The sequence below is a fragment of the Erythrobacter sp. NAP1 genome (assembly GCF_000152865.1).
Classification (GTDB): domain Bacteria; phylum Pseudomonadota; class Alphaproteobacteria; order Sphingomonadales; family Sphingomonadaceae; genus Erythrobacter.
Genome location: NZ_CH672390.1, coordinates 2,535,365 through 2,554,919, shown reverse-complemented (window position 1 = coordinate 2,554,919; position 19,555 = coordinate 2,535,365). Strand labels below are relative to the sequence as shown.

The following is a 19,555-nucleotide window of genomic DNA, read 5'->3' as shown; positions in this document are numbered from 1 at the left end:
CCCGATAACGAGAAAGAGTTAGGTCATGACCATTCGACTTGGAGGCATCATCCTCGGCCTCGGCCTCACGGCGGTCCTGCTGCTGTGGTCGCTCGCGCCCGGCCTCTTCACGCTGACGAGCGAAGGCTTCCCGGAAAAGCCCGATTATTATGCTTTCCAGGAAGAGAACATCGCCCCTGAGGGCGGGTTCGCTTTCGACGGACCGCTCGGCACCTGGGACTACGCACAGCTCCAGCGCGGATACCAGGTCTACAAGGAAGTCTGCTCGGCCTGTCACAGCCTGAAGTATGTCGCGTTCCGTAACCTTGAACAGATCGGCTACACCGAAGACGAAGTTCGCGCGGAAGCGGCGACCTGGATGGTTCCGGGCATCGACGAAAAGGACGGCTCGGTCATCGAACGTCCGGGTCTCCCGACCGACCAGTTCCCGAGCCCCTATGCCAACGACATCGAAGCGCGCGCGTTCAACAACAACGCGATCCCGCCTGACCTGTCGCTGATCACCAAGGCGCGCAAGGACGGCGTCCACTACGTCTACTCGCTGATGCAGGGCTATAACGAGCCCGATCCCGAGGACGTGGCCAAGTCGCCGAACTTCGAAACGCCTCCGGGCCTGTACTTCAACGAGTACTTCTACAACATCAACATCGCCATGCCGCCGCAGCTTCTCGATGGTATCGTCAGCTATTCCGACGGCACCGAAGCGACGACCGAGCAGATGTCAGCCGACGTTACCGCGTTCCTGACCTGGGCGGGCGAGCCATCGCTGATCAAGCGCAAGCAGACCGGCTGGTTCGTGATCGGCTTCCTGCTGTTCGCCACGATCCTCGGCTTCCTGTCGTACAAGACAGTCTGGGCGACCAAGAAAAAGAAGATCTGATCGAGCGCCTTAGCCAAGAGGCACTGATTTTCGGCGAAGCGCCCCATCATCGCTTGCGGATGGTGGGGCGCTCGTGCTTTGAGGCCGGCGGATTCAGTGACTTGAGGGGACGAGTGTGAGCGCTTCAAACATGACACCTGAGGCGCTGAAGGCGCTGGTTCGGACAGTGCCCGACTTTCCCGAACCCGGCATCCAGTTCCGCGATATCACCACGCTGATCGGACATGCTGAGGGGCTGTCGGCCAGCGTCGAGCATCTTGCTGCAAAGGCTTGCGCAGGCGGCGCACAGAAAATCGCAGGAATGGAAGCGCGCGGTTTCATCTTCGGTGCGGCTGTCGCCGCAGCGCTCGGCATCGGCTTCGTTCCGATTCGCAAGCCCGGCAAGCTCCCGATCGACACCATCGGCATCGACTACGCCCTTGAATACGGGACCGACCGTCTCGAAATGGACCCGCAAGCGGTTGCCGCTGGAGAGAGGGTCGTCATCGTCGACGATCTGATTGCGACCGGCGGCACGGCGCTCGCCGCTGCAGAGCTCATTCGCATGGCGGGAGCGGTGGTGGAGCAAGCGCTTTTCGTCATCGACCTGCCCGATCTGGGCGGCGCGGAAAAATTGCGTGGAGCCAAAGTGGCGGTTGAAGCGTTGATGCACTTCGAAGGCGAGTGACGCCAAACGCAGGCATCCTGCCCGCAATCAAGCTGAAAGGGCCTTAGCTATCTCGATGGAATCGCAAGCCGTGGTGATTGCAGCAGTTGGCGCATTGGGCGTAGGCGCCCAATGGGTTGCCTGGCGCACCGGTTGGCCTGCGATCGTCCTGATGCTGGCGGCAGGCTTTATCGCCGGGCCGATCACGGGGCTGATCGACCCTGAATCGGCCTTCGGAGAATTGCTCGACCCGATGATAAGCGTCGGGGTTGCGCTCATATTGTTCGAGGGAGGGCTAAGCCTCGACCTGAGAGAGTTGAGGCATTCGGGCAAGGCGGTGTGGAGGCTTGCGACAATCGGCGTGCTCGTCGGTTGGGCGCTGGGTGCCTTGGCAGGGTTCTACATTGCAGGGCTCGTCTGGCCTGTCGCGGTGCTGTTTGGCGGTATTTTGATTGTCACTGGGCCCACCGTGGTGATCCCGCTGCTGCGCCAGTCCAACATCCAGACACGGCCCAACTCGATCCTAAAGTGGGAGGGCATCGTCAACGACCCGACCGGCGCGCTGTGCGCGGTCATCGCTTACGAATACTTCCGAAGGATCAACGAATTCCCTGACGCCTCGCTCGTCGATGTTGTGCCCCCGCTGATCTTTGCTGCGATCCTTGCCGGGCTCATCGGATACGCGGCTGCGCGCATGATCGCCTATCTGTTCCCGCGCGGAGCGATACCCGAATATCTCAAGGTGCCGGTGCTGTTCGTTGTCGTCATCGCGGTCTTCGTGCTCACCAACCTTATCGAACATGAAGCGGGGCTTGTCGCAGTGACCGTTATGGGCGTGACGCTCGCCAACCGCGAAGTGTCGAGCATCCGGTCGATCCATCCGTTCAAGGAGAATGTTGCGGTCCTGCTGGTGTCGGGCATCTTCATCCTGCTCGCCTCCAGCCTGTCGCTGGAAGATCTCGCTTACCTCAACCCGATGGAATCGGTCGGTCAGCGCTTCATCCTGTTCCTGCTGGCGCTGTTGTTTGTCGTCAGACCAATCACCGTTCTGGTCAGCCTCCTCGGCTCCGACGTGCCGTGGAACGAGCGCATATTCGTCGCATGGATCGCGCCGCGCGGGATCGTGCTGGTCGCAATCTCGGGCCTCTTCGCGCTGCGCCTCGGCGACCTTGGTATCGAGGGCGGGCAACTGTTGATCGGCCTGAGCTTTGCCGTGGTGGTCGTGACCGTGATCGCCCACGGCTTTACGATCGAACCCGTCGCGCGGCTCTTGAACGTCAAGGGATCCTCGCGCCCAGGGCTGCTGATCGTCGGCTCGACACCGTGGACCATCGCGCTCGCACGGCAGATGAGCGCGCTCGACACGCCCGTCATGATTGTCGACCAGAGCTGGCAACGCCTCGGCGCAGCCCGGCGTGAGGGGCTGCCCTATTATCACGGCGAAATCCTGAACGAGGCGACCGAGCACAATCTCGACCTGTCACCTTTTCAGGTCCTCGTCGCTGCGACCGATAACGAGGCGTACAACACGCTCGTCTGCAACGAATTCGCGCACGAGATGGGCCGCGATTCGGTCTATCAGCTTGGCGAGAGCGCCGATGGCGATGACAAACACGCGCTTCCGCTCTCGCTGCGCGGCCGCGCCTTGTTCGAAAGCGGCTATGGCGTCGACGAGGTCAACGACAAGCAGAAGCAGGGCTGGGTTTTCAAGAAGACCAAACTGTCCGAAGAGTTCGATTTCGAGGATGCGCAGCTGAAGCTGTCCGACACCGGCACCATGCTGTTGCTGGTTCGGAAATCCGGAACGCTGCGCTTCTTCACGCACGCCGCGCGGCCCGAGCCGCGCGCCGGCGACACCATCGTGAGTTTCACACCCCCGCAAATCAGGGCTAATCCGAAGGAAGATACCGATCCGAAAGCCACAGAGGTCAGGCCAAGACCGCAAGCGACTTAGGACGAATGAGAGGATGAAGATGCAATACCGGGCCGCGATGATCGCGCTTTTTGGCCTTGGAGCCTTGAGCGCATGTCAGGCGAACAACGACAACGAGGACGCTGGCGAAACGCAAACAGCGCCCGAAAGCCCTCTTGAGGGGGCGCAGCCTACCGCACCCGTTTCGATCCTGCGCGCCGACATTGATGGGCCCCCGCTTCCCGCTGCGCCGGTTTCCTCGTTCGAGCTGACCGTGGGCTTTCCCGATGGCGGCGCCGAACTGGACGATGATGCGCTCGCAGCGCTCGAGCAGATCGCGAATTCAGAGCAGATCGCGCTGGGCGGACCAATTGTCCTTGGCGCGCACAGCGACAGCGACGGAAGCGACAGTGCGAATGAGCGTGCCGCCGAGGCGCGCGGTCTCGCAGTAGCAGGATGGCTGATCGAGCGCGGCGTGGACGAAGACCGGATCGACGTGATCGTCTTCGGCGAACAAAACCCCGCTGAGCCCAACGCGCTTCCCGATGGTTCACCCAATGAAGAAGGCCGCGCCCTCAATCGCCGGGTCGAGGTGCTGGTGGTGGTTCCTGATGCCGACGAAGCGGACGGTTCAGTCGAGAGCAGCAACTAGTTCGAGCACGCGCTCGGCATATTCGGGGCGGCAGATAAGCAGGTCGGGCAGGTAAGGGTCGGCCATGTTGTAGCGGATCGGCGACCCGTCGATGCGCGAACAATGCAGGCCATGCGCTGCAGCGACGGCGACCGGTGCGCAGCTGTCCCATTCGTACTGGCCGCCTGAATGGAGGTAGATCTCAGCCTCGCCGCGCACAACGGCCATCGCCTTTGCGCCCGCGCTGCCCATGGCGACAAGCTCGCCGCCCATCTGCTCGCAAACCGCCGTCGCTTCTCTTGCTGGCCGGGTCCGGCTGACTAGGAAGCGTGGATTGTCGGCGGCATCCTTGAGCGGTGCGATTGTATCAGTGCGAAGGACCGTGCCGCCATCAAGGCCCGGAAGCGCCACTGCGCCAACCGTCGCGGCGCCATCGACCGAAAGGCCCACATGGACCGCCCAGTCGCTGCGCTGCTCGCCATATTCGCGGGTGCCGTCGACCGGGTCGACGATCCATACCCGGCTCATCGAACAGCGCGCTGTGTCGTCCTTTTCCTCCTCCGAAAGCAGCCCGTCATCGGGCCGCGCCGCACGAAGCGCATGGCACAGGAATTCGTTCGCGGTCGCATCGCCCGCTTTGCCCAGCGCTTTACCCTCAAACATCCCGCTAGCGCGGACATCGAGCAGGATGCGCCCGGCCACTTCGGCCAAGTGCGCGGCAAGCTCGGCGTCGGTCATCGTCTCCGCACTCATTTGAGCGGCATGATCTGGCTGATGATGTATTCGGCAGCCTCGACCGGCGTCATGTCCACGGTGTTCACGCGAATTTCTGCGTTTTCGGGCGCTTCATAGGGACTGTCGATGCCGGTGAAGTTCTTGAGCTCACCGGAGCGAGCCTTCTTGTAAAGACCCTTCACGTCGCGCTGCTCAGCGACTTCAAGCGGGGTGTCGACAAACACCTCGATGAACTCGCCTTCGGGAAGCATGCTGCGCACCATCTGCCGCTCGGCCCGGAAGGGCGAGATAAAGGCGGTGAGCACGATGAGGCCAGCGTCCGCCATCAACTTGGCAACCTCGCCAATGCGGCGGATGTTCTCGATCCGGTCGGTCTCGGTGAAGCCCAAGTCCTTGTTCAGCCCATGACGGACATTGTCGCCGTCCAGCAGGAAGGTGTGGCGGTTCATCAGCGAAAGCTGCTTTTCGACCTCGTTCGCAATGGTGCTCTTGCCCGAGCCCGAAAGTCCGGTGAACCACAGCACGCGCGGCACCTGGTTCTTGAGCGCGGCATGCTCTTCGCGGGTGACCGTGGTCGGTTGCCAGTGCACGTTCTGCGCTCGGCGAAGGCTGAATTCGATCATCCCTGCGCCAACGGTCGCGTTGGTGAACTTGTCGATCAGGATGAACCCGCCAAGTTGTCGGCTCTTGGAATAAGGCTCGAACGTGATCGGTCGGTCGGTCGCGAATTCGGCGACACCGATCGAGTTCAACTCTAGTGTCTTGGCCGCGAGGTGCTCGAGGCTGTTCACGTCGATCTCGTATTTGGGTGGCTGAACAGTGGCCGTGACCATCTGGCTGCCGAGCTTGAGCCAGTATCCACGGCCCGGCTTCAACGCGGTTTCGTCCATCCACACGAATGTCGCGCAGAACTGGTCGCTGGCTTCGGGTGGATCGCCTGCCGCCGCAATCACGTCACCGCGCGAGCAATCGACCTCGTCCTCAAGCGTCAGCGTGACCGACTGGCCCGCAACGCCTTCTTCAAGGTCGCCATCGAAGGTCGTGACAGTCTTGACTGTGCTGGTCTTGCCGGCAGGCACAACGCGCACTGTGTCGCCCGGCTTGATCGTGCCGCCGGTGATCTGCCCCGCAAATCCGCGGAAGTCGAGATTGGGGCGATTGACCCACTGAACCGGCATGCGAAACGAGCGTTCCTGCGCAGCGGTGTTCGCGACCTCGACGGTCTCGAGATGCTCGATCAGCGCCTGGCCATTGTACCATGGCGTGTTCGCGGAGGGCGAGGAAGTGATGTTGTCGCCCTTGAACCCGGAGATCGGGATCGCGGTGAAGTCTTCGATGCCGACTTCCTTCGCGAACTCGGAATAGTCGGCAACGATCCTATCGAAGGTGGCCTGATCGTAATCGACAAGGTCCATCTTGTTCACCGCCAGCACCAGATGTTTTATGCCGAGCAAATGGGTGATGTAACTGTGCCGCCGCGTCTGCTGGAGCACGCCCTTGCGAGCATCGACGAGGATCACCGCAAGGTCTGCGGTCGATGCACCGGTGACCATGTTGCGGGTGTATTGCTCGTGTCCCGGCGTGTCGGCGACGATGAACTTGCGCTTTTCAGTCGTGAAAAAGCGATAGGCGACGTCGATCGTGATGCCCTGTTCGCGCTCTGCAGCAAGGCCGTCGACCAGCAATGCAAAGTCGATCTCTTGGCCTTGCGTGCCGTGCTTGACGCTGTCGGCTTCGAGGCTCGCAAGCTGGTCCTCGAAGATCATCTTGGAATCGTAGAGCAGACGCCCGATCAGGGTCGATTTGCCATCATCCACGCTGCCGCAAGTGATGAAGCGCAGCAGGCTCTTGTGCTGATGCTGCTTAAGATAGGCGTCTATGTCCTCGGCGATAAGAGCATCGGTCTGGAAGCTGGAGTCAGCCTTGTTCATCAGAAGTAGCCCTCCTGCTTCTTGTCTTCCATCGAAGCGGATTGCCCCTTGTCGATCGCGCGGCCCTGACGCTCCGACCCGGTCGCGAGCAGCATTTCCTGGATGATCGCGTTCATGTCGGTCGCCTCGCTCTCGGTTGCGCCGGTGAGCGGGTAGCAGCCAAGCGTGCGGAAACGTACCGAACGCTCGACCGGTTCCTCGCCTTTTTCGAGGCGGAAGCGATCATCATCGACGACCAGCAGCAGCCCGTCGCGTGTCACCGTGGGACGCTTGGAGGACAGGTAAAGCGGGACGATGTCGATCTTTTCGAGCGCAATGTACTGCCAGATGTCGAGCTCGGTCCAGTTCGAGATCGGGAAGACGCGGATGCTCTCGCCCTTGTTCTTTTTCGCGTTGTAGAGGTTCCAGAGTTCAGGGCGCTGGTTCTTTGGGTCCCAGCGATGGCTTGCCGTGCGGAAGCTGAATACGCGCTCTTTTGCGCGCGCTTTTTCCTCATCGCGGCGACCCCCACCGAAGGCCGCATCAAACCCGTGTGCGGTCAGCGCTTTCTTGAGCGGATCGGTCAATTGGGCTTGCGAATAAAGCGCGCTGCCGGTGTCGAACGGGTTGATGCCCTGTTCCTCGGCGTCTTCGTTCTGCGCGATGATCAGTTCGAGCCCGTACTCCTTGACCGTCTTGTCGCGGTGATCGAGCAGCGCCTGAAAGTCCCATCCGCTTGCGACATGCAGCATCGGGAAGGGTGGCGGCGATGGGTAGAACGCCTTGCGCGCCAAGTGCAGCATGACGCTCGAATCCTTGCCGACCGAATACAGCATCACCGGGTTTTCAGCCTCGGCTACGACTTCGCGGAATATATGGATGCTCTCGGCTTCGAGCCGCTCGAGGTGGGTCAGACTACGCATGAAACCCAGCTAGCGGGTGTGCGTGGCAACACAAGCCAAGAAAAGTTTGTGCAAGGGCAAGCTCTGGAGCGGGTAAGGGGAATCGAACCCCTCTAGCCAGCTTGGAAGGCTGGAGCATTACCACTATGCTATACCCGCCCGCTTTCGAGGGAGCGCCATTGCCATTATAACGCGGCGCTCGTCAAGAAAATGCTTCAGCCAATCACTTCGCCCGTCGGCCCCCGAAGCTCTGCGCGGTTTGCGCGAACCGATGACCAGAAGGCAAGACCGATCAGGACCGCTCCGATCAGGCCGGTGATGACCTCGGGGATATGCGAGAAGGTGTTGATGTACATGATCGTCGCGAGCGCGAGGATCGCGTAGAACGCGCCGTGCTCAAGATAGCGGTACTCGCTCATCGTTCCCTTGCGCACGAGGAAGATCGTCATCGAACGCACGAACATGGCGCCAATGCCAAGGCCGATGGCGATGATGATGAGATTGTTGGTGAGCGCGAACGCGCCGATCACACCATCGAACGAAAAGCTCGCATCGAGCACTTCGAGATAAAGGAATGCGCCAAAACCCGCCTTGGCAACGTCGCCGGAGGACGGGGTGGGCGGCTCGAGCACGTGATTGACGATCTCGACCGCGAGATATGTCAGCAGACCGCCAATTGCCGCGATGATGAAAGTAAGAGCGTCAGCGTCGGCAAGCATGGTCGATGTCGCCCAGGTGGCGGCGAGCACAAGCCCGATTGAGATGGCTTCGATATCGGCAACCTTGGCCAGCGGGCGCTCAATCGAGGCGATCCAGTTCAGCTCTTTGTCGGCATCGAAGAAAAACTTGAGCCCCACCATTCCCAGAAACGCGCCACCAAAGCCCATGAGGCCGATATGCGCGTCGCTGACGATGCGCTGGTATTCGGCCGGATCGCTCAGTGCGAGGCGCACCGCGTCAATCGGGCCGAGGCTGGCTGCGACCATCACGATCACGATCGGAAACACGATCCGCATTCCGAACACGGCAATGGCGATACCCCAAGTGAGGAATCGCTGCTGCCAGACGGGGTCCATGTCCTTGAGGATCGAGGCATTTACGGCGGCGTTATCGAACGACAGCGACACTTCGAGCACGGCCAGAACCGCGCAGATCCAGAGGATCGACAGCATCCCGCCAATCGTGCCGTGCAGCGCCCAGCCATACCATCCGCCAAGCGCAAGGCAGACAGCAGTGAAGAGGAGCGATCCCCAGAAGTGCTTCAACATCGCTAAATCGTGTCCCTAGAGCGGATCACCTAGCCCACCGCCATGTTGTCGATGAGCCGCGTGCCGCCAATTCGTGCCGCGACAAGAAGCCGCGCTGCGGCGCCAGATAGGCCTGTCAGAGGCGCAAGGGAAGCGGCATCTGCAAGCACGGCATAATCGACGCTGCTGAAGCCTGCGCCCAGTAGTTCATCCTCAAGTGCATTCAGTGTCGGCTGCACTTCCTGCCCATCCTCGATCCGGGCTATCGCCTCTTTCATGGCGCGAGGAAGCGTGGCGGCGGCTTCGCGGTGCTGGGGCGAGAGGTAGCGGTTGCGGCTCGACATGGCGAGGCCGTCCACCTCGCGCACCGTCGGCACTCCGATGATCGAGAGGACATGCGGGTGCGTGAGATCGAGATCGCGTGCCATGGCGCGGATGACGGCGAGCTGCTGAAAATCCTTCTCGCCGAAGAAGGCGAGGTCAGGCTGCACCTGGTTGAAGAGCTTGTTCACGACCGTCGCGACCCCGTCGAAGTGGCCGGGACGATCAGCGCCGCACAGCCCCTCGCTCACCCCGCTCACCGATATGTTCGTGACGAAGCCGTCGGGATACATGGCTTCGACGTCCGGCGCCCACAAAAGCGCGCAGCCCTCGCCCTCGAGCATGGCGGCGTCTTCCTTCAATTGGCGTGGATAGGCGTCGAGGTCTTCGTTCGGTCCGAACTGCGTCGGATTGACGAAAATGCTCGCAACGACATGGTCGCAAGCCTCGCGCGCGCGGCGCACCAGGGTCAGGTGCCCTTCATGCAGCGCGCCCATGGTCGGCACGAGGCCAATGGTCGCCCCGTCGCTACCGCGCAGCTTTGCGACCTGCGTTCTCAACACATCGAGCGTATGTGCAGTTTGCACGCCTCAAGACCCTCCGATATTGTCAGCAGCGTCGCTTTACCCCTTGGCCGCCATTCGCCAAACCCCGCACTAGGAAATATCTCCCGATGTCTCGCAACACCGCCCACCGGATTGTCTTCGCCAACGAGAAAGGCGGCACCGGAAAGTCGACGACGGCGGTGCATGTCGCTGTGGCGCTGTCCTATCTGGGCGCGCGTGTGACGATGCTGGATCTCGATCCGCGCCAGCGCACCTCGCATCGCTATATGGAGAACCGATTCCACACGATGCGGCGGCGCAAGATCAACCTGCCCACCCCTGCCTGCGAGGTGTTCCTGAAGGGCGACAGCGAAAAGCTGGTCGAGACGATCCGCACGCTTGAGGCCGATTGCGATTTCCTCGTCATCGACAATCCGGGCCGCGACGATCCGCTGGCGCGCACCGCGGTTGAGCATGCGGACACGCTGGTCACGCCGATGAATGACAGCTTCGTCGATTTCGACCTCATCGGCCAGGTCGATGCAGAGACCTTCAAGGTCAAGAAGCTCTCATTCTTCGCCGAGCTCATCTGGGAACAGCGCATGAAGCGCACCAAGGCGGCGATCACCGAAAAGCGCCCGGAAATGGACTGGATCGTCGTGCGCAATCGCACCGGCTACACCGAGGCGCGCAACATGGCGCGTATCGAGCGCGCTCTGAAGGAAATGTCGAAACGCGTCGGCTTCCGCGTCGCCCACGGCCTGTCGGAGCGTGTGATTTTCCGTGAGCTGTTTCCTTCAGGGCTGACGTTGCTCGACAAGGGACATCTGGGCGATCTCGGTACCAGCCATATTGTTGCGCGTCAGGAGCTTCGCGCTCTGGTCCAGGCGCTGAAGCTGCCTGAATTTGCCCGCGCCGACACCCCGCTGGAGCCTGCCTGAGCCATGCTGCTGCGCATCGCGGTTATTCTGATCCTGATCTGCATCCTGTGCCGCTGGGCGCTGGGTCGCTGGCCGTGGCAATATATGAGCTTGCAGCCCTCGCGCTCGCAGGTCGTCCTCAACGCGCGCAAGCTTCTGAATGTGGAGCAGGGGGCCAGCCGCGAAGAGATCATGGCAGCGCACAAGCGCAGGATTGCGATGGTCCACCCCGATCGCGGCGGCTCGAACGCAGAAGTGCACGAGGCCAACGATGCTCGCGATGTCCTGCTCGGCGAATTGCCGGCGGGCGAGGTCGAAACAATCCGCGATGACCCATCGCAAGATTGACACATTTGCGCGGCAAGCGCTTTGCTTACTTCAATACTTTCACACTCAAGGCTTTTGACAGATGAACCACCAATTCGATCCAACCGTACTGCGCGAATACGACATCCGCGGTATAATCGGCGAGACGCTGGGCCCGGATGATGCACGCGCAATCGGGCGCAGCTTCGGGACGTTGCTCGTGCGTGACGGCGGATCGACGGTGGCGGTTGGTTATGACGGGCGCGTCAGTTCTCCCATGCTTGAACACGCGCTGGTCGAAGGGCTCACCGCAAGCGGGTGCAACGTGGTGCGGATCGGCATGAGCGCGACCCCGATGCTGTATTTCGCCGAAGCCTCATCCGAAGAGGTACATGGCGGCATTCAGATAACTGGCAGCCACAATCCCCCCAATTACAATGGCTTCAAGATGGTCTTTCAGGGCCGTCCGTTTTTTGGGAGCGATATTCAAAAGCTCGGGGAACTGGCCGCTGCGGGCGACTGGACGGATGGTGCGGGGAGCGTCACGTCGCTCGACATTCTGGACGCCTATGTCGAGCGGATGCTTGCCGGGCTCGACGGGATCGACACCGCGGTCCTCTCCTCGCTCAAGGTTGGCTGGGACGCTGGCAACGGCGCTGCCGGCCCTGCGCTCGAGGCGCTGGCCGCGCGGCTTCCGGGGGAGCATCACCTCCTTTTCACCGAAGTCGACGGGCATTTTCCCAATCACCATCCTGATCCAACCGTTGAGGAGAATCTGGAGGATCTGCGCGCTCTCGTCGCGGAGAAGCGACTCGATTTCGGAGTGGCATTCGACGGCGACGGCGACCGCATCGGCGCGATCGACGGCGAGGGCCGCGTAATCTGGGGCGACCAGCTCCTGATGATCTACGCCGAGGACCTGCTCAAGACCCGCAAGGGAGCAACGATCATCGCCGATGTGAAGGCCTCGCGCGCGCTGTTCGATCACGTTGCCGAACATGGCGGCGAGCCGCTGATGTGGAAGACCGGCCACTCGCTGATTAAGTCCAAAATGAAGGAGACAGGCTCGCCGCTCGCAGGCGAAATGAGCGGGCACGTGTTCTTTGCCGACACCTATTACGGCTTCGACGATGCGCTTTATGCCGGTGTCCGTCTGCTGGCGGCCTCGGCGCGATTGGGGAAATCGGTGACCGAACTCAAATCCGCGATCCCCGACATGCTCAACACGCCCGAGATGCGTTTCCAGGTCGACGAGGCGCGCAAGTTCCCCGCCATGGCCGAGATTTCTGAGCGTATGACCACCAATCCCGGAGCAGGCGTCGAAGAGGTCAACACCACTGACGGAGTGCGCGTGAACACCGCCGATGGCTGGTGGCTGCTGCGCGCTTCCAACACGCAGGACGTTTTGGTCGCCCGCGCCGAGAGCGACAGCGAAGACGGTCTTGAGCGCTTGATCGCGCAGATTGACGAGCAATTGTCGCTCTCGGGCCTCGAGCGCGGTGAGAGCGTGGGTCACTAAGGAAGGCACGAAGCATGTTGAAAGGTCTCGTATTCGCCACTCTGGCCAGCGTCACCGCGCTGACCGCGACACCGGCTCTTGCCGATGCTCACACCGACACATCCAACGAGGCGGTCGAGCGCGAACTCAGCGCCATGGGTGACCTGTTCGGAGACATGTTCGGGACCGCCGAACCGCTGACCGCAGACCAGGAAGCGCGCGTCCCGATGGCGCAGTCGGTGGTGCTCAAGCTCTTCCCCGAAGGCACCTATGCCAAGATGATGGACGAGACGATGGCGCCGATGATGGACTCGATGCTCGGCAGCATCACTGGCTCGCCCGCCATGCTACTCCTCGAGCTCACCGGCCTTCCGCCAAGCGAACTGAGCAGCGTCGACGAAACGCGGCTAGAAGCAGCGGTCGATCTGCTCGACCCGAACGCCGAGGCCCGCAACGCCGAAATCGCGGGCATGACCATGAGCCTTATCAGCGACATCGTGGTCCAGATCGAGCCAAGCTACCGTGCGGGCCTCGCGCGCGCTTACGCGGTGCGGTTTACCGAGGCTGAGCTTTCCGAACTCGACGCCTATTTCGCAACGCCCGTTGGCAGCAAATATGCAGCGGAAAGCTTCCTCATTTACGCGGACCCGCAGGTCATGTCTGCGATGAACCAGATGATGCCCGCGGTGATGGAAGCCATGCCGGCAATGATGGGCGACATTGGCGATATCGCGTCGCGCTACCCCAAGGGTCGGACCTTCTCGGATCTCTCGCCAGCAGAGCAGGACAAGCTTGCAACGCTCCTGGGCGTCTCACTTGAGGACCTCGCTGCGAGCGAGCCTGCATCGCAGACTGCTCCGCCACCCAAGGGCAAGTAGCAAAGACCGAAAAGGTCTGAGATTCTGCACCCTTGTCGGCGGGGCGGTCGGTGGCCATCTTTGATGGCACAGTGACCAAGACCGCTCTCTCTCCCCGCGCCTCCAGCATCGCGGTTCCACCTGAGATTCAGGGCTGGTTCGACGCGCGCGGCTGGCGCATCCGGCGTCACCAGAGCGACATGCTCGCCAAGGCGCGCGACGGGCGCGATGCGTTGCTGGTGGCTGATACCGGCGCGGGCAAGACGCTGGCGGGCTTTTTGCCGACCCTGTGCGATTTCGCGCCTTCGAACGAAGCGCCGCCGCCCGAAGGCCTGCACACGCTCTACGTCTCGCCGCTGAAGGCTCTCGCGCACGATGTGAAGCGCAACCTGCTGACACCGATCGAGGAAATCGGCCTGCCGATCACGGTCGAGACACGCAGCGGCGACACGTCTTCGGACCGTAAAAAGCGCCAGCGCACCAAGCCTCCCAATGTGCTTCTGACGACGCCGGAGAGCCTGTCGCTGCTGCTCTCTTACCCCGAAAGCTTCGAGCTGTTTGCAAGCCTCAAGCGGGTGGTGATTGACGAGATTCATGCTTTCGCAACAGGCAAGCGCGGCGACCTGTTGGCGCTCGCCCTCGCGCGGCTCCAGACCATTGCGCCGGGCATGCAGCGCGTCGCGCTTTCCGCAACGCTCGCCAATCCGCTCAGCTTTCAGGAATGGCTCGCCCCGCAGCCCGCCGATGATACCGGCGAAATTCACGCCGCCGATCTGGTGCTGGGCGAAGAGGGCGCCGAGCCCGAGGTCGAGATCCTGCTTCCCAACGAGGAGCGCGTGCCGTGGGGCGGGCATGCCGGGCGCTGGGCGGTCGGGCAGCTCATGGAAGCGATAAAGGCCAATCGCACAACGCTCGTCTTCACCAATACGCGTTTCCTTGCTGAATTCATCTTCCAGTGCCTGTGGGAGGAGAACGACGATAACCTACCCATCGGCGTCCACCACGGGAGCCTTTCCAAAGAGGCGAGGCGCAAGGTCGAGGATGCGATGGCGGCGGGCGAGCTTCGCGCGCTGGTGTGCACTGCCAGCCTCGATCTCGGCGTTGACTGGGGCGATATCGATCTCGTCGTGCAGATGGGCGCGCCCAAGGGCTCTTCGCGCCTGCTCCAGCGCATCGGGCGGGCGGGCCACCGGCTCGACACCGCGAGCCGCGCCATGCTCGTGCCCGGCAACCGTTTCGAATTTCTCGAAGCGATGGCGGCGAAGGACGCGGTCGATGAAGGCATGCGCGACGGTGAGGATTTCCGTGAAGGCGGGCTCGACGTGCTCGCGCAGCACCTCATGGCCTGCGCCTGCGCGGGGCCGTTTCACGAGGATGACATGCTCGCAGAATTGCGCAGCGCCCTGAGCTACGCGTGGCTCGATGCCGAGGGGCTGGGGCGCGTGCTGCGCTTTGTCGAAAACGGCGGCTATGCGCTGCGGGCTTATGACAAGTTCAAGCGGATTGTGCGCCTTAAGGACGGCACGTGGCGGCTCACTCATCCGAACCAGGCGCAGCGCCACCGGATGAATGCAGGCATCATCGTCGATTCCGAAATGCTGGTCGTGCGCTTCAAGAACGGGCGGCAGCTCGGCAAAGTCGAGGAGCGCTTCGCCGCGCAGCTTTCGCCGGGTGACACGTTTTTCTTTGCTGGGATGAGCCTCGAGGTCGAGAAGCTGCAGGACATGGACCTGATCGTGCGCGCGGCCAAGACCAGCGCGACGATCCCGAGCTATGGCGGCCTGCGCCTGCCGCTCACAACGCATCTGGCAACCCGCGTGCAGGCGATGCTGGACGATCGCGCGGGCTGGGGGCGCTTTCCCGACGATGTGCGCGAATGGCTCGAAGTGCAGGACTATCGCAGTCGCCTGCCGAGGCCGGGAGAGCTGCTGGTCGAAAGCTTTCCGCACGCGAAGAAGCATTACACGACTTACTATACGTTCGAAGGATGGAACGCGAACCAGTCGCTCGGCATGCTGGTGACGCGCCGGATGGAGGATCGCGGGTTGATGCCCGGCGGCTTCGTCGCGAACGATTACTGCCTCGCGGTCTGGGGATTGAAGCCGGTGACCGATCCCAAGCCGCTTCTCTCTCCCGATATTCTGGCTGGCGAGTTCACCGAGTGGGTGACTGAAAGCCACCTCCTGCGCCGCGCATTCCGAGAGGTCGCGGTGATCAGCGGCCTTGTCGAGCGCCAGCATCCCGGCAAGCGCAAGACCGGAAAGCAGGTCACCTTTTCGACCGACCTCATCTACGATGTGCTCAAGAAATACGAGCCCGACCACGTCCTGCTCGAAGCCGCATGGGCCGATGCACGCGCGCGAATGACGGATGTGGGCAGGCTCGCCGACTTGCTTGAGCGTTCGCAACATGAATTGGTGCATGTGGAGCTGGAGCGGGTTTCGCCTTTGGCCGTGCCCGTCATGACCATGATCGGCCGCGAAGCTGTGCCTCAGGGCGCGGTCGATGATGAGCTGCTGCTCGAAGCCGAAAGCCTCGCGGGCGAGGCGATGCGGATCGACCCGCGCGAGGCCGAGATGCTTGAAGGGGATTAGCGGTTGGACAATCCCGCCAGGCTTTTCCCCGCAGGTTCGGCGATCCCCGCTTACCTGAAGAAAGTGGTTAGCGTTCACCGCGAGATTCTTGGCGACGACCTGATCGCCCTCTACCTTCATGGATCTGTGGTTCAGGATGACTTTCAGGCCGGGTCGAGCGACCTCGATGTTCTGGGTGTCGTGTCGGGGCCTTTGCGTCCCGCGCAGCGCGAGCGGCTTGCGGTGGGCCTCAGTCACGAGGCCTTGCCGGTACCAGCCTTTGGGCTGGAGCTGATCCTCTGCAGTGCGGATGCGGTGCGCGCACCTGTCGAGGCGATGCCATATGATTTCGCGCTGTCGACCGGGGTGGAATGGGGGACTGCGGTCGAAGTGGACGGCACCACCAGCGATATTCTCGTCCATATGCAGCTGTGCCGACAGGCAGGTCTGGCGCTGGTGGGTCAGCCGCCGTGCGAAGTTCTTTCTCCGATAAAGATGTCGGCTTTGCGGGCCGCCCTGATGGGAGAGCTGGTCTGGCACCGCAATGAGCTGCGGGGCGAGCCGAGCGGGCAGGGAATCGTCAATGCAGTGCTGAATGCAGCGCGGTCGCTCCATGCGGCCGAGACCGGAGAAATCGTCTCGAAGTCGGAGGGCGCGAAGTGTTGGCTCGAAGTTCATCCGAATGAGGAGGTCGTCGCCGAGGCATTGGGGTATAGGCATCGGGATAGAAGCGCCGCTCCCCCTATACGATCGGCCCGAAACTTCGTGGAGCTCGCAATCGCTGCGCTTTAGGCCGGGCGCCCGTGTAACAAAAAAGGCGCCGCGGTTTCCCGCAGCGCCTTGTTTCGTTTGCCTGTTTGGCGGGTGCTTACGAACCCGAGCCGAACTGGCGATACTTTTCGTTGCCGACAAAGCCGAACTTCGTCACGCCCGAGCTCTTGATGACCTGCAGCACCTTGGCTGAAAGGTCGTAGCTGGCGAGCGCTTCCGGCTCGAACTGCAGCTCTGGTTCGGTCGCCATCTGCGTTGTCTCTGCAAGCAGGGTGACCAGCTGGCCCTGATTCACGGCTTCGCCGTTCCACAGGATCTGGTCGTCCTGCGTCAGGACGAGCTTGTTCTTGATCGGGTCGATGATGACATCAGTCGGCGGCGGATCGCCCTGCGGAAGGTCGATATCGACCGAGTGCGTTGCCACCGGGATGGTGATGATGAACATGATCAGCAGAACGAGCAAAACGTCGATCAGCGGCGTCATGTTCATGTCGATCATCGGTTCGCCGTCGAGCTTGCCTCCGGACATACCCATGTCAGTTACTCCTTAATCGTGTGTCCCGACCGGCTTAGCCGTTCGGGTCGACCGGGTTCGAAATGAAACCGACGGTCGGATAGCCAGCGGCCTGGACCTGATAGATCGTGCCCGCAACACAGCGCCACGGTGCGTTCGAGTCGGCACGGATGTGGACCTGCGGGATGGCGTCGGGATCGTCGATGATCGCCTCGGCACCGCCCGGATAAGCCTGCACGATGTTGTCGAGCTTGGTGAAGGCTGCGTCGTAGAGTTCTTCAGACGACATCGGGGTGATGTTGTTGAAGTAGACGCGGCATTCGCCGGTGCGCGTCGCGCCGGTAAAGCCCGAACGGATCGTGCCTGCGGTGCGACCCTCGGCGTCGGTCGTGGTCACGGTCAGCTGGAGGTTTTCCACCTTGTCTTTCGATTCAACCGATTCGAAGACCGGGATTTCCAACTGCTCAACCGTCTGGATGGCCACCGGAACCGCGATGAGGAAGATGATCAGGAGAACCAACATCACGTCCACCAGCGGCGTGGTGTTGATGTCGGACATCGGGGTTTCCCCGCCTCCCATCGAAATCGCCATTGTGAATTCCTTATCTGCTCAAAAGAGCGTTTCTACTGCCAAGGCACCTTTGCGAAGATGCCATTTGCGAACCAAGATCGTCGCAAGAGACGGGCCGGGGCGGACATCGCCGCCCACCCCGGCAATCGCTCTTACTTCTTGATCGAGGCCGAAGCGCCGCCAGCCGTGGTGGCCGGCTTCGCAGCAGGCTTGGCAGCAGGCTTTGCAGCCGCAGCGGTCACAGCCGGCTTAATCGAACCGTTCGAGCCGATATAGGCGACGATGCTGTTCGAGAAGTCGGTCATGAGAGCGTCGATGCGACGGTTGCGCGACTGCAGCCAGTTAAACGCAAGCACAGCAGGCACAGCGACGAGCAGGCCGATCGCGGTCATGATCAGTGCTTCACCAACCGGACCTGCAACCTTGTCGATCGAGGCCGAACCTTCGATGCCGATGTTGATCAGTGCGCGGTAGATGCCGATCACGGTGCCGAGCAGACCGATGAACGGTGCGGTAGCGCCGACCGATGCGAGGAACGACAGACCGCCCGAAAGCGACTGGTTGATGGTGTTCTGCGAGTGAGCGAGCTCTTCCTCGACGAAGTGAACTTCCTGGCCTGCGCCTTCCATCTTGCCGTGGTGCTCCTGAGCGGTCACCGCGTCGTCGGCGAGCTGGCGCCATGCGCTGTTCTTCTCAAGCTTGGTTGCGCCTTCCTTGAGCGACGATGCGCGCCAGAACGACTGACGAACGCTCTGGTACTGGCGCATCACCTTGTTCTGTTCGAACAGCTTGGTGAACAGGATGTAGAACGAACCGACCGACATGATGATCATGACGGCAAGGATCGACCAGGCGACGGGGCCGCCTTCTTCCATGGCTTTCCAGAAGCCAAATTCGTTGACGGGCGCTTCCGTGTCGGCGGCCGCAGCTGCGAGATAATAAAGGTTCATTGCGAGTAGTCCTCTTAAAAAGTGTCCCGAAGGTCCCGGCGCCTTCCAGCGGGCCGGGAGCCTCAAAATTCATCAGTTCAAACGATAGGTGATCCGGGTGGAATAGGATCCCGTGGTCTCGTTACCAGCGGCGTCGAGTGCGGGGTTGAAGCGCGCATAGCGTTCCATCCCGCGGCAGGCTGCATCATCAAGGATGCTCGACCCGCTCGAACCGGTGACCTGGCAATTGGCTGCGCGGCCGTCAGCAGTGACGGTGACGCGAACGCCCACGGTTCCCTCAATCTCTTCACGCAGAGCGCGCGAAGGATAGTTTTCCTGGATCCGCTGAGCCCAGCGACGTTCGTTGCGGGTCGTCGCTCCACGCGCCAGCGAAGGCGGCGGGGGCGGCGGCGGTGCAACTGGTGCAGGCGGCGGAATCGTAAGAGCCGGTGGTGCAGGCGGCGGAATCGTCGGCTGCGTTTGAATCGGTGGCGGTGCCGGCGCGATGTTAATCGGCGGCGGCGGAGCAACCGGAGGCGGCGGGGCCGTTTCCTGCGGGGGCTGCTCGGGCGGTGGTTCCTCGGGCTCCTCAGGGGGCTCGGGCTCCTCAATGTCGACCGTGGTAACGCGCTCAACCACTTCCTGCACTGCCGAGATGGCAAGGCCGGAAATGAGCAGGTACCCGATCAGCACATGGATCAACGCCACAATGATGATGGAAGTTACCTTACTTCCACCCATTTGTTGGTCAGCGTAGGCCATCCAGTCGCTTTCTCTCCGTTATTTCCGTCGGGCGGGGGCCCGACACAATTCTCGCACACCGGGCCTAATCCTCGCCGCAACCGATTCGCAAAGCGTGCGAAGGGCCTGCGACGAGATCGACCCAG

Annotated in this window: 19 protein-coding genes and 1 tRNA gene; 10 read left to right on the top strand and 10 right to left on the bottom strand. The window is 61.9% G+C overall.

Annotated features, from left to right (window positions below):
- Nucleotides 1–25: 25 nt before the first annotated feature.
- The 4 genes from NAP1_RS12195 to NAP1_RS12180 all read left to right on the top strand — a co-directional run bounded on the left by NAP1_RS12195 (nt 26) and on the right by NAP1_RS12180 (nt 4,090).
- On the top strand, nt 26–880 hold the full coding sequence (locus tag NAP1_RS12195; protein WP_007165612.1) for a cytochrome c1: 855 nt from the start codon (nt 26–28) through the stop codon (nt 878–880).
- Nucleotides 881–1,010: 130 nt separating this feature from the next.
- On the top strand, nt 1,011–1,547 hold the full coding sequence (locus tag NAP1_RS12190; protein ID WP_007165611.1) for an adenine phosphoribosyltransferase: 537 nt from the start codon (nt 1,011–1,013) through the stop codon (nt 1,545–1,547).
- A gap of 55 nt (nt 1,548–1,602) precedes the next feature.
- On the top strand, nt 1,603–3,480 hold the full coding sequence (locus tag NAP1_RS12185) for a sodium:proton antiporter (RefSeq protein ID WP_007165610.1): 1,878 nt from the start codon (nt 1,603–1,605) through the stop codon (nt 3,478–3,480).
- Between the two features lie 13 nt (nt 3,481–3,493).
- A complete protein-coding gene (locus NAP1_RS12180; protein WP_007165609.1) occupies nt 3,494–4,090 on the top strand; it encodes an OmpA family protein in 597 nt (198 codons plus the stop codon).
- Here NAP1_RS12180 and NAP1_RS12175 read toward each other — a convergent pair.
- From NAP1_RS12175 to panC, 6 genes are all read right to left on the bottom strand, one after another.
- Nucleotides 4,070–4,807 carry a 3'(2'),5'-bisphosphate nucleotidase CysQ gene (locus NAP1_RS12175; protein ID WP_156777268.1) on the bottom strand — a complete coding sequence of 246 codons (738 nt, stop codon included), beginning with the start codon at nt 4,805–4,807 and terminating at the stop codon, nt 4,070–4,072. The genes NAP1_RS12180 and NAP1_RS12175 overlap by 21 nt on opposite strands.
- 11 nt (nt 4,808–4,818) lie before the next feature.
- Nucleotides 4,819–6,735, bottom strand: coding sequence for a sulfate adenylyltransferase subunit CysN (cysN, locus tag NAP1_RS12170; RefSeq protein ID WP_007165607.1), 1,917 nt, complete (start codon nt 6,733–6,735; stop codon nt 4,819–4,821).
- The gene (gene cysD, locus NAP1_RS12165) at nt 6,735–7,637 is read right to left on the bottom strand and encodes a sulfate adenylyltransferase subunit CysD (RefSeq protein ID WP_007165606.1); all 903 of its coding nucleotides are present in this window, start codon (nt 7,635–7,637) and stop codon (nt 6,735–6,737) included. Before cysD ends, cysN begins: the two co-directional genes overlap by 1 nt.
- A gap of 64 nt (nt 7,638–7,701) precedes the next feature.
- Nucleotides 7,702–7,775: transfer RNA gene (locus NAP1_RS12160), tRNA-Gly, on the bottom strand.
- A 56-nt stretch (nt 7,776–7,831) separates the two neighbouring features.
- Nucleotides 7,832–8,884, bottom strand: coding sequence for a DUF475 domain-containing protein (locus NAP1_RS12155; protein WP_007165605.1), 1,053 nt, complete (start codon nt 8,882–8,884; stop codon nt 7,832–7,834).
- A gap of 29 nt (nt 8,885–8,913) precedes the next feature.
- On the bottom strand, nt 8,914–9,771 hold the full coding sequence (gene panC, locus NAP1_RS12150) for a pantoate--beta-alanine ligase (RefSeq protein ID WP_007165604.1): 858 nt from the start codon (nt 9,769–9,771) through the stop codon (nt 8,914–8,916).
- A gap of 86 nt (nt 9,772–9,857) precedes the next feature.
- Between panC and NAP1_RS12145 the strand changes: the two genes are divergently transcribed.
- The 6 genes from NAP1_RS12145 (at nt 9,858) to NAP1_RS16035 (ending at nt 16,675) form a co-directional block, all read left to right on the top strand.
- Nucleotides 9,858–10,670 carry a division plane positioning ATPase MipZ gene (locus NAP1_RS12145; protein WP_007165603.1) on the top strand — a complete coding sequence of 271 codons (813 nt, stop codon included), beginning with the start codon at nt 9,858–9,860 and terminating at the stop codon, nt 10,668–10,670.
- A 3-nt stretch (nt 10,671–10,673) separates the two neighbouring features.
- Nucleotides 10,674–10,997, top strand: a complete 324-nt coding sequence (locus NAP1_RS12140; protein WP_007165602.1) for a J domain-containing protein — start codon at nt 10,674–10,676, stop codon at nt 10,995–10,997.
- Nucleotides 10,998–11,058: 61 nt separating this feature from the next.
- Nucleotides 11,059–12,474, top strand: coding sequence for a phosphoglucomutase/phosphomannomutase PgmG (pgmG, locus tag NAP1_RS12135; protein WP_007165601.1), 1,416 nt, complete (start codon nt 11,059–11,061; stop codon nt 12,472–12,474).
- A gap of 14 nt (nt 12,475–12,488) precedes the next feature.
- Nucleotides 12,489–13,331 (top strand): DUF2059 domain-containing protein, encoded by an 843-nt coding sequence (locus NAP1_RS12130; RefSeq protein WP_007165600.1) that lies wholly within the window; start codon nt 12,489–12,491, stop codon nt 13,329–13,331.
- A gap of 71 nt (nt 13,332–13,402) precedes the next feature.
- A complete protein-coding gene (locus NAP1_RS12125; protein ID WP_371170592.1) occupies nt 13,403–15,904 on the top strand; it encodes a ligase-associated DNA damage response DEXH box helicase in 2,502 nt (833 codons plus the stop codon).
- Nucleotides 15,905–15,907: 3 nt separating this feature from the next.
- Nucleotides 15,908–16,675, top strand: coding sequence for a nucleotidyltransferase domain-containing protein (locus NAP1_RS16035; protein WP_007165598.1), 768 nt, complete (start codon nt 15,908–15,910; stop codon nt 16,673–16,675).
- 76 nt (nt 16,676–16,751) lie between these two features.
- On the opposite strand, the gene NAP1_RS12115 is transcribed toward NAP1_RS16035, so the two are convergent.
- The 4 genes from NAP1_RS12115 to NAP1_RS12100 all read right to left on the bottom strand — a co-directional run bounded on the left by NAP1_RS12115 (nt 16,752) and on the right by NAP1_RS12100 (nt 19,430).
- On the bottom strand, nt 16,752–17,189 hold the full coding sequence (locus NAP1_RS12115; protein ID WP_007165597.1) for a biopolymer transporter ExbD: 438 nt from the start codon (nt 17,187–17,189) through the stop codon (nt 16,752–16,754).
- Between the two features lie 34 nt (nt 17,190–17,223).
- A complete protein-coding gene (locus NAP1_RS12110) occupies nt 17,224–17,760 on the bottom strand; it encodes a biopolymer transporter ExbD (protein WP_007165596.1) in 537 nt (178 codons plus the stop codon).
- Between the two features lie 131 nt (nt 17,761–17,891).
- Nucleotides 17,892–18,689, bottom strand: coding sequence for a MotA/TolQ/ExbB proton channel family protein (locus tag NAP1_RS12105; RefSeq protein WP_007165595.1), 798 nt, complete (start codon nt 18,687–18,689; stop codon nt 17,892–17,894).
- Between the two features lie 72 nt (nt 18,690–18,761).
- Nucleotides 18,762–19,430: an energy transducer TonB gene (locus NAP1_RS12100; protein WP_040464452.1), complete on the bottom strand. Its 669-nt coding sequence runs from the start codon at nt 19,428–19,430 to the stop codon at nt 18,762–18,764.
- Between the last annotated feature and the right edge of the window lie 125 nt (nt 19,431–19,555).

What these genes read in the sequence shown, in the direction of transcription:
- NAP1_RS12195 (WP_007165612.1), top strand. Translation starts at nt 26, where the DNA reads ATGACCATTCGACTTGGAGGCATCATCCTCGGCCTCGGCCTCACGGCG.
- NAP1_RS12190 (WP_007165611.1), top strand. Translation starts at nt 1,011, where the DNA reads ATGACACCTGAGGCGCTGAAGGCGCTGGTTCGGACAGTGCCCGACTTT.
- NAP1_RS12185 (WP_007165610.1), top strand. Translation starts at nt 1,603, where the DNA reads ATGGAATCGCAAGCCGTGGTGATTGCAGCAGTTGGCGCATTGGGCGTA.
- NAP1_RS12180 (WP_007165609.1), top strand. Translation starts at nt 3,494, where the DNA reads ATGAAGATGCAATACCGGGCCGCGATGATCGCGCTTTTTGGCCTTGGA.
- NAP1_RS12175 (WP_156777268.1), bottom strand. Translation starts at nt 4,807, where the DNA reads ATGACCGACGCCGAGCTTGCCGCGCACTTGGCCGAAGTGGCCGGGCGC.
- cysN (WP_007165607.1), bottom strand. Translation starts at nt 6,735, where the DNA reads ATGAACAAGGCTGACTCCAGCTTCCAGACCGATGCTCTTATCGCCGAG.
- cysD (WP_007165606.1), bottom strand. Translation starts at nt 7,637, where the DNA reads ATGCGTAGTCTGACCCACCTCGAGCGGCTCGAAGCCGAGAGCATCCAT.
- NAP1_RS12155 (WP_007165605.1), bottom strand. Translation starts at nt 8,884, where the DNA reads ATGTTGAAGCACTTCTGGGGATCGCTCCTCTTCACTGCTGTCTGCCTT.
- NAP1_RS12145 (WP_007165603.1), top strand. Translation starts at nt 9,858, where the DNA reads ATGTCTCGCAACACCGCCCACCGGATTGTCTTCGCCAACGAGAAAGGC.
- NAP1_RS12140 (WP_007165602.1), top strand. Translation starts at nt 10,674, where the DNA reads ATGCTGCTGCGCATCGCGGTTATTCTGATCCTGATCTGCATCCTGTGC.
- pgmG (WP_007165601.1), top strand. Translation starts at nt 11,059, where the DNA reads ATGAACCACCAATTCGATCCAACCGTACTGCGCGAATACGACATCCGC.
- NAP1_RS12130 (WP_007165600.1), top strand. Translation starts at nt 12,489, where the DNA reads ATGTTGAAAGGTCTCGTATTCGCCACTCTGGCCAGCGTCACCGCGCTG.
- NAP1_RS12115 (WP_007165597.1), bottom strand. Translation starts at nt 17,189, where the DNA reads ATGGGTATGTCCGGAGGCAAGCTCGACGGCGAACCGATGATCGACATG.
- NAP1_RS12110 (WP_007165596.1), bottom strand. Translation starts at nt 17,760, where the DNA reads ATGGCGATTTCGATGGGAGGCGGGGAAACCCCGATGTCCGACATCAAC.
- NAP1_RS12105 (WP_007165595.1), bottom strand. Translation starts at nt 18,689, where the DNA reads ATGAACCTTTATTATCTCGCAGCTGCGGCCGCCGACACGGAAGCGCCC.
- NAP1_RS12100 (WP_040464452.1), bottom strand. Translation starts at nt 19,430, where the DNA reads ATGGCCTACGCTGACCAACAAATGGGTGGAAGTAAGGTAACTTCCATC.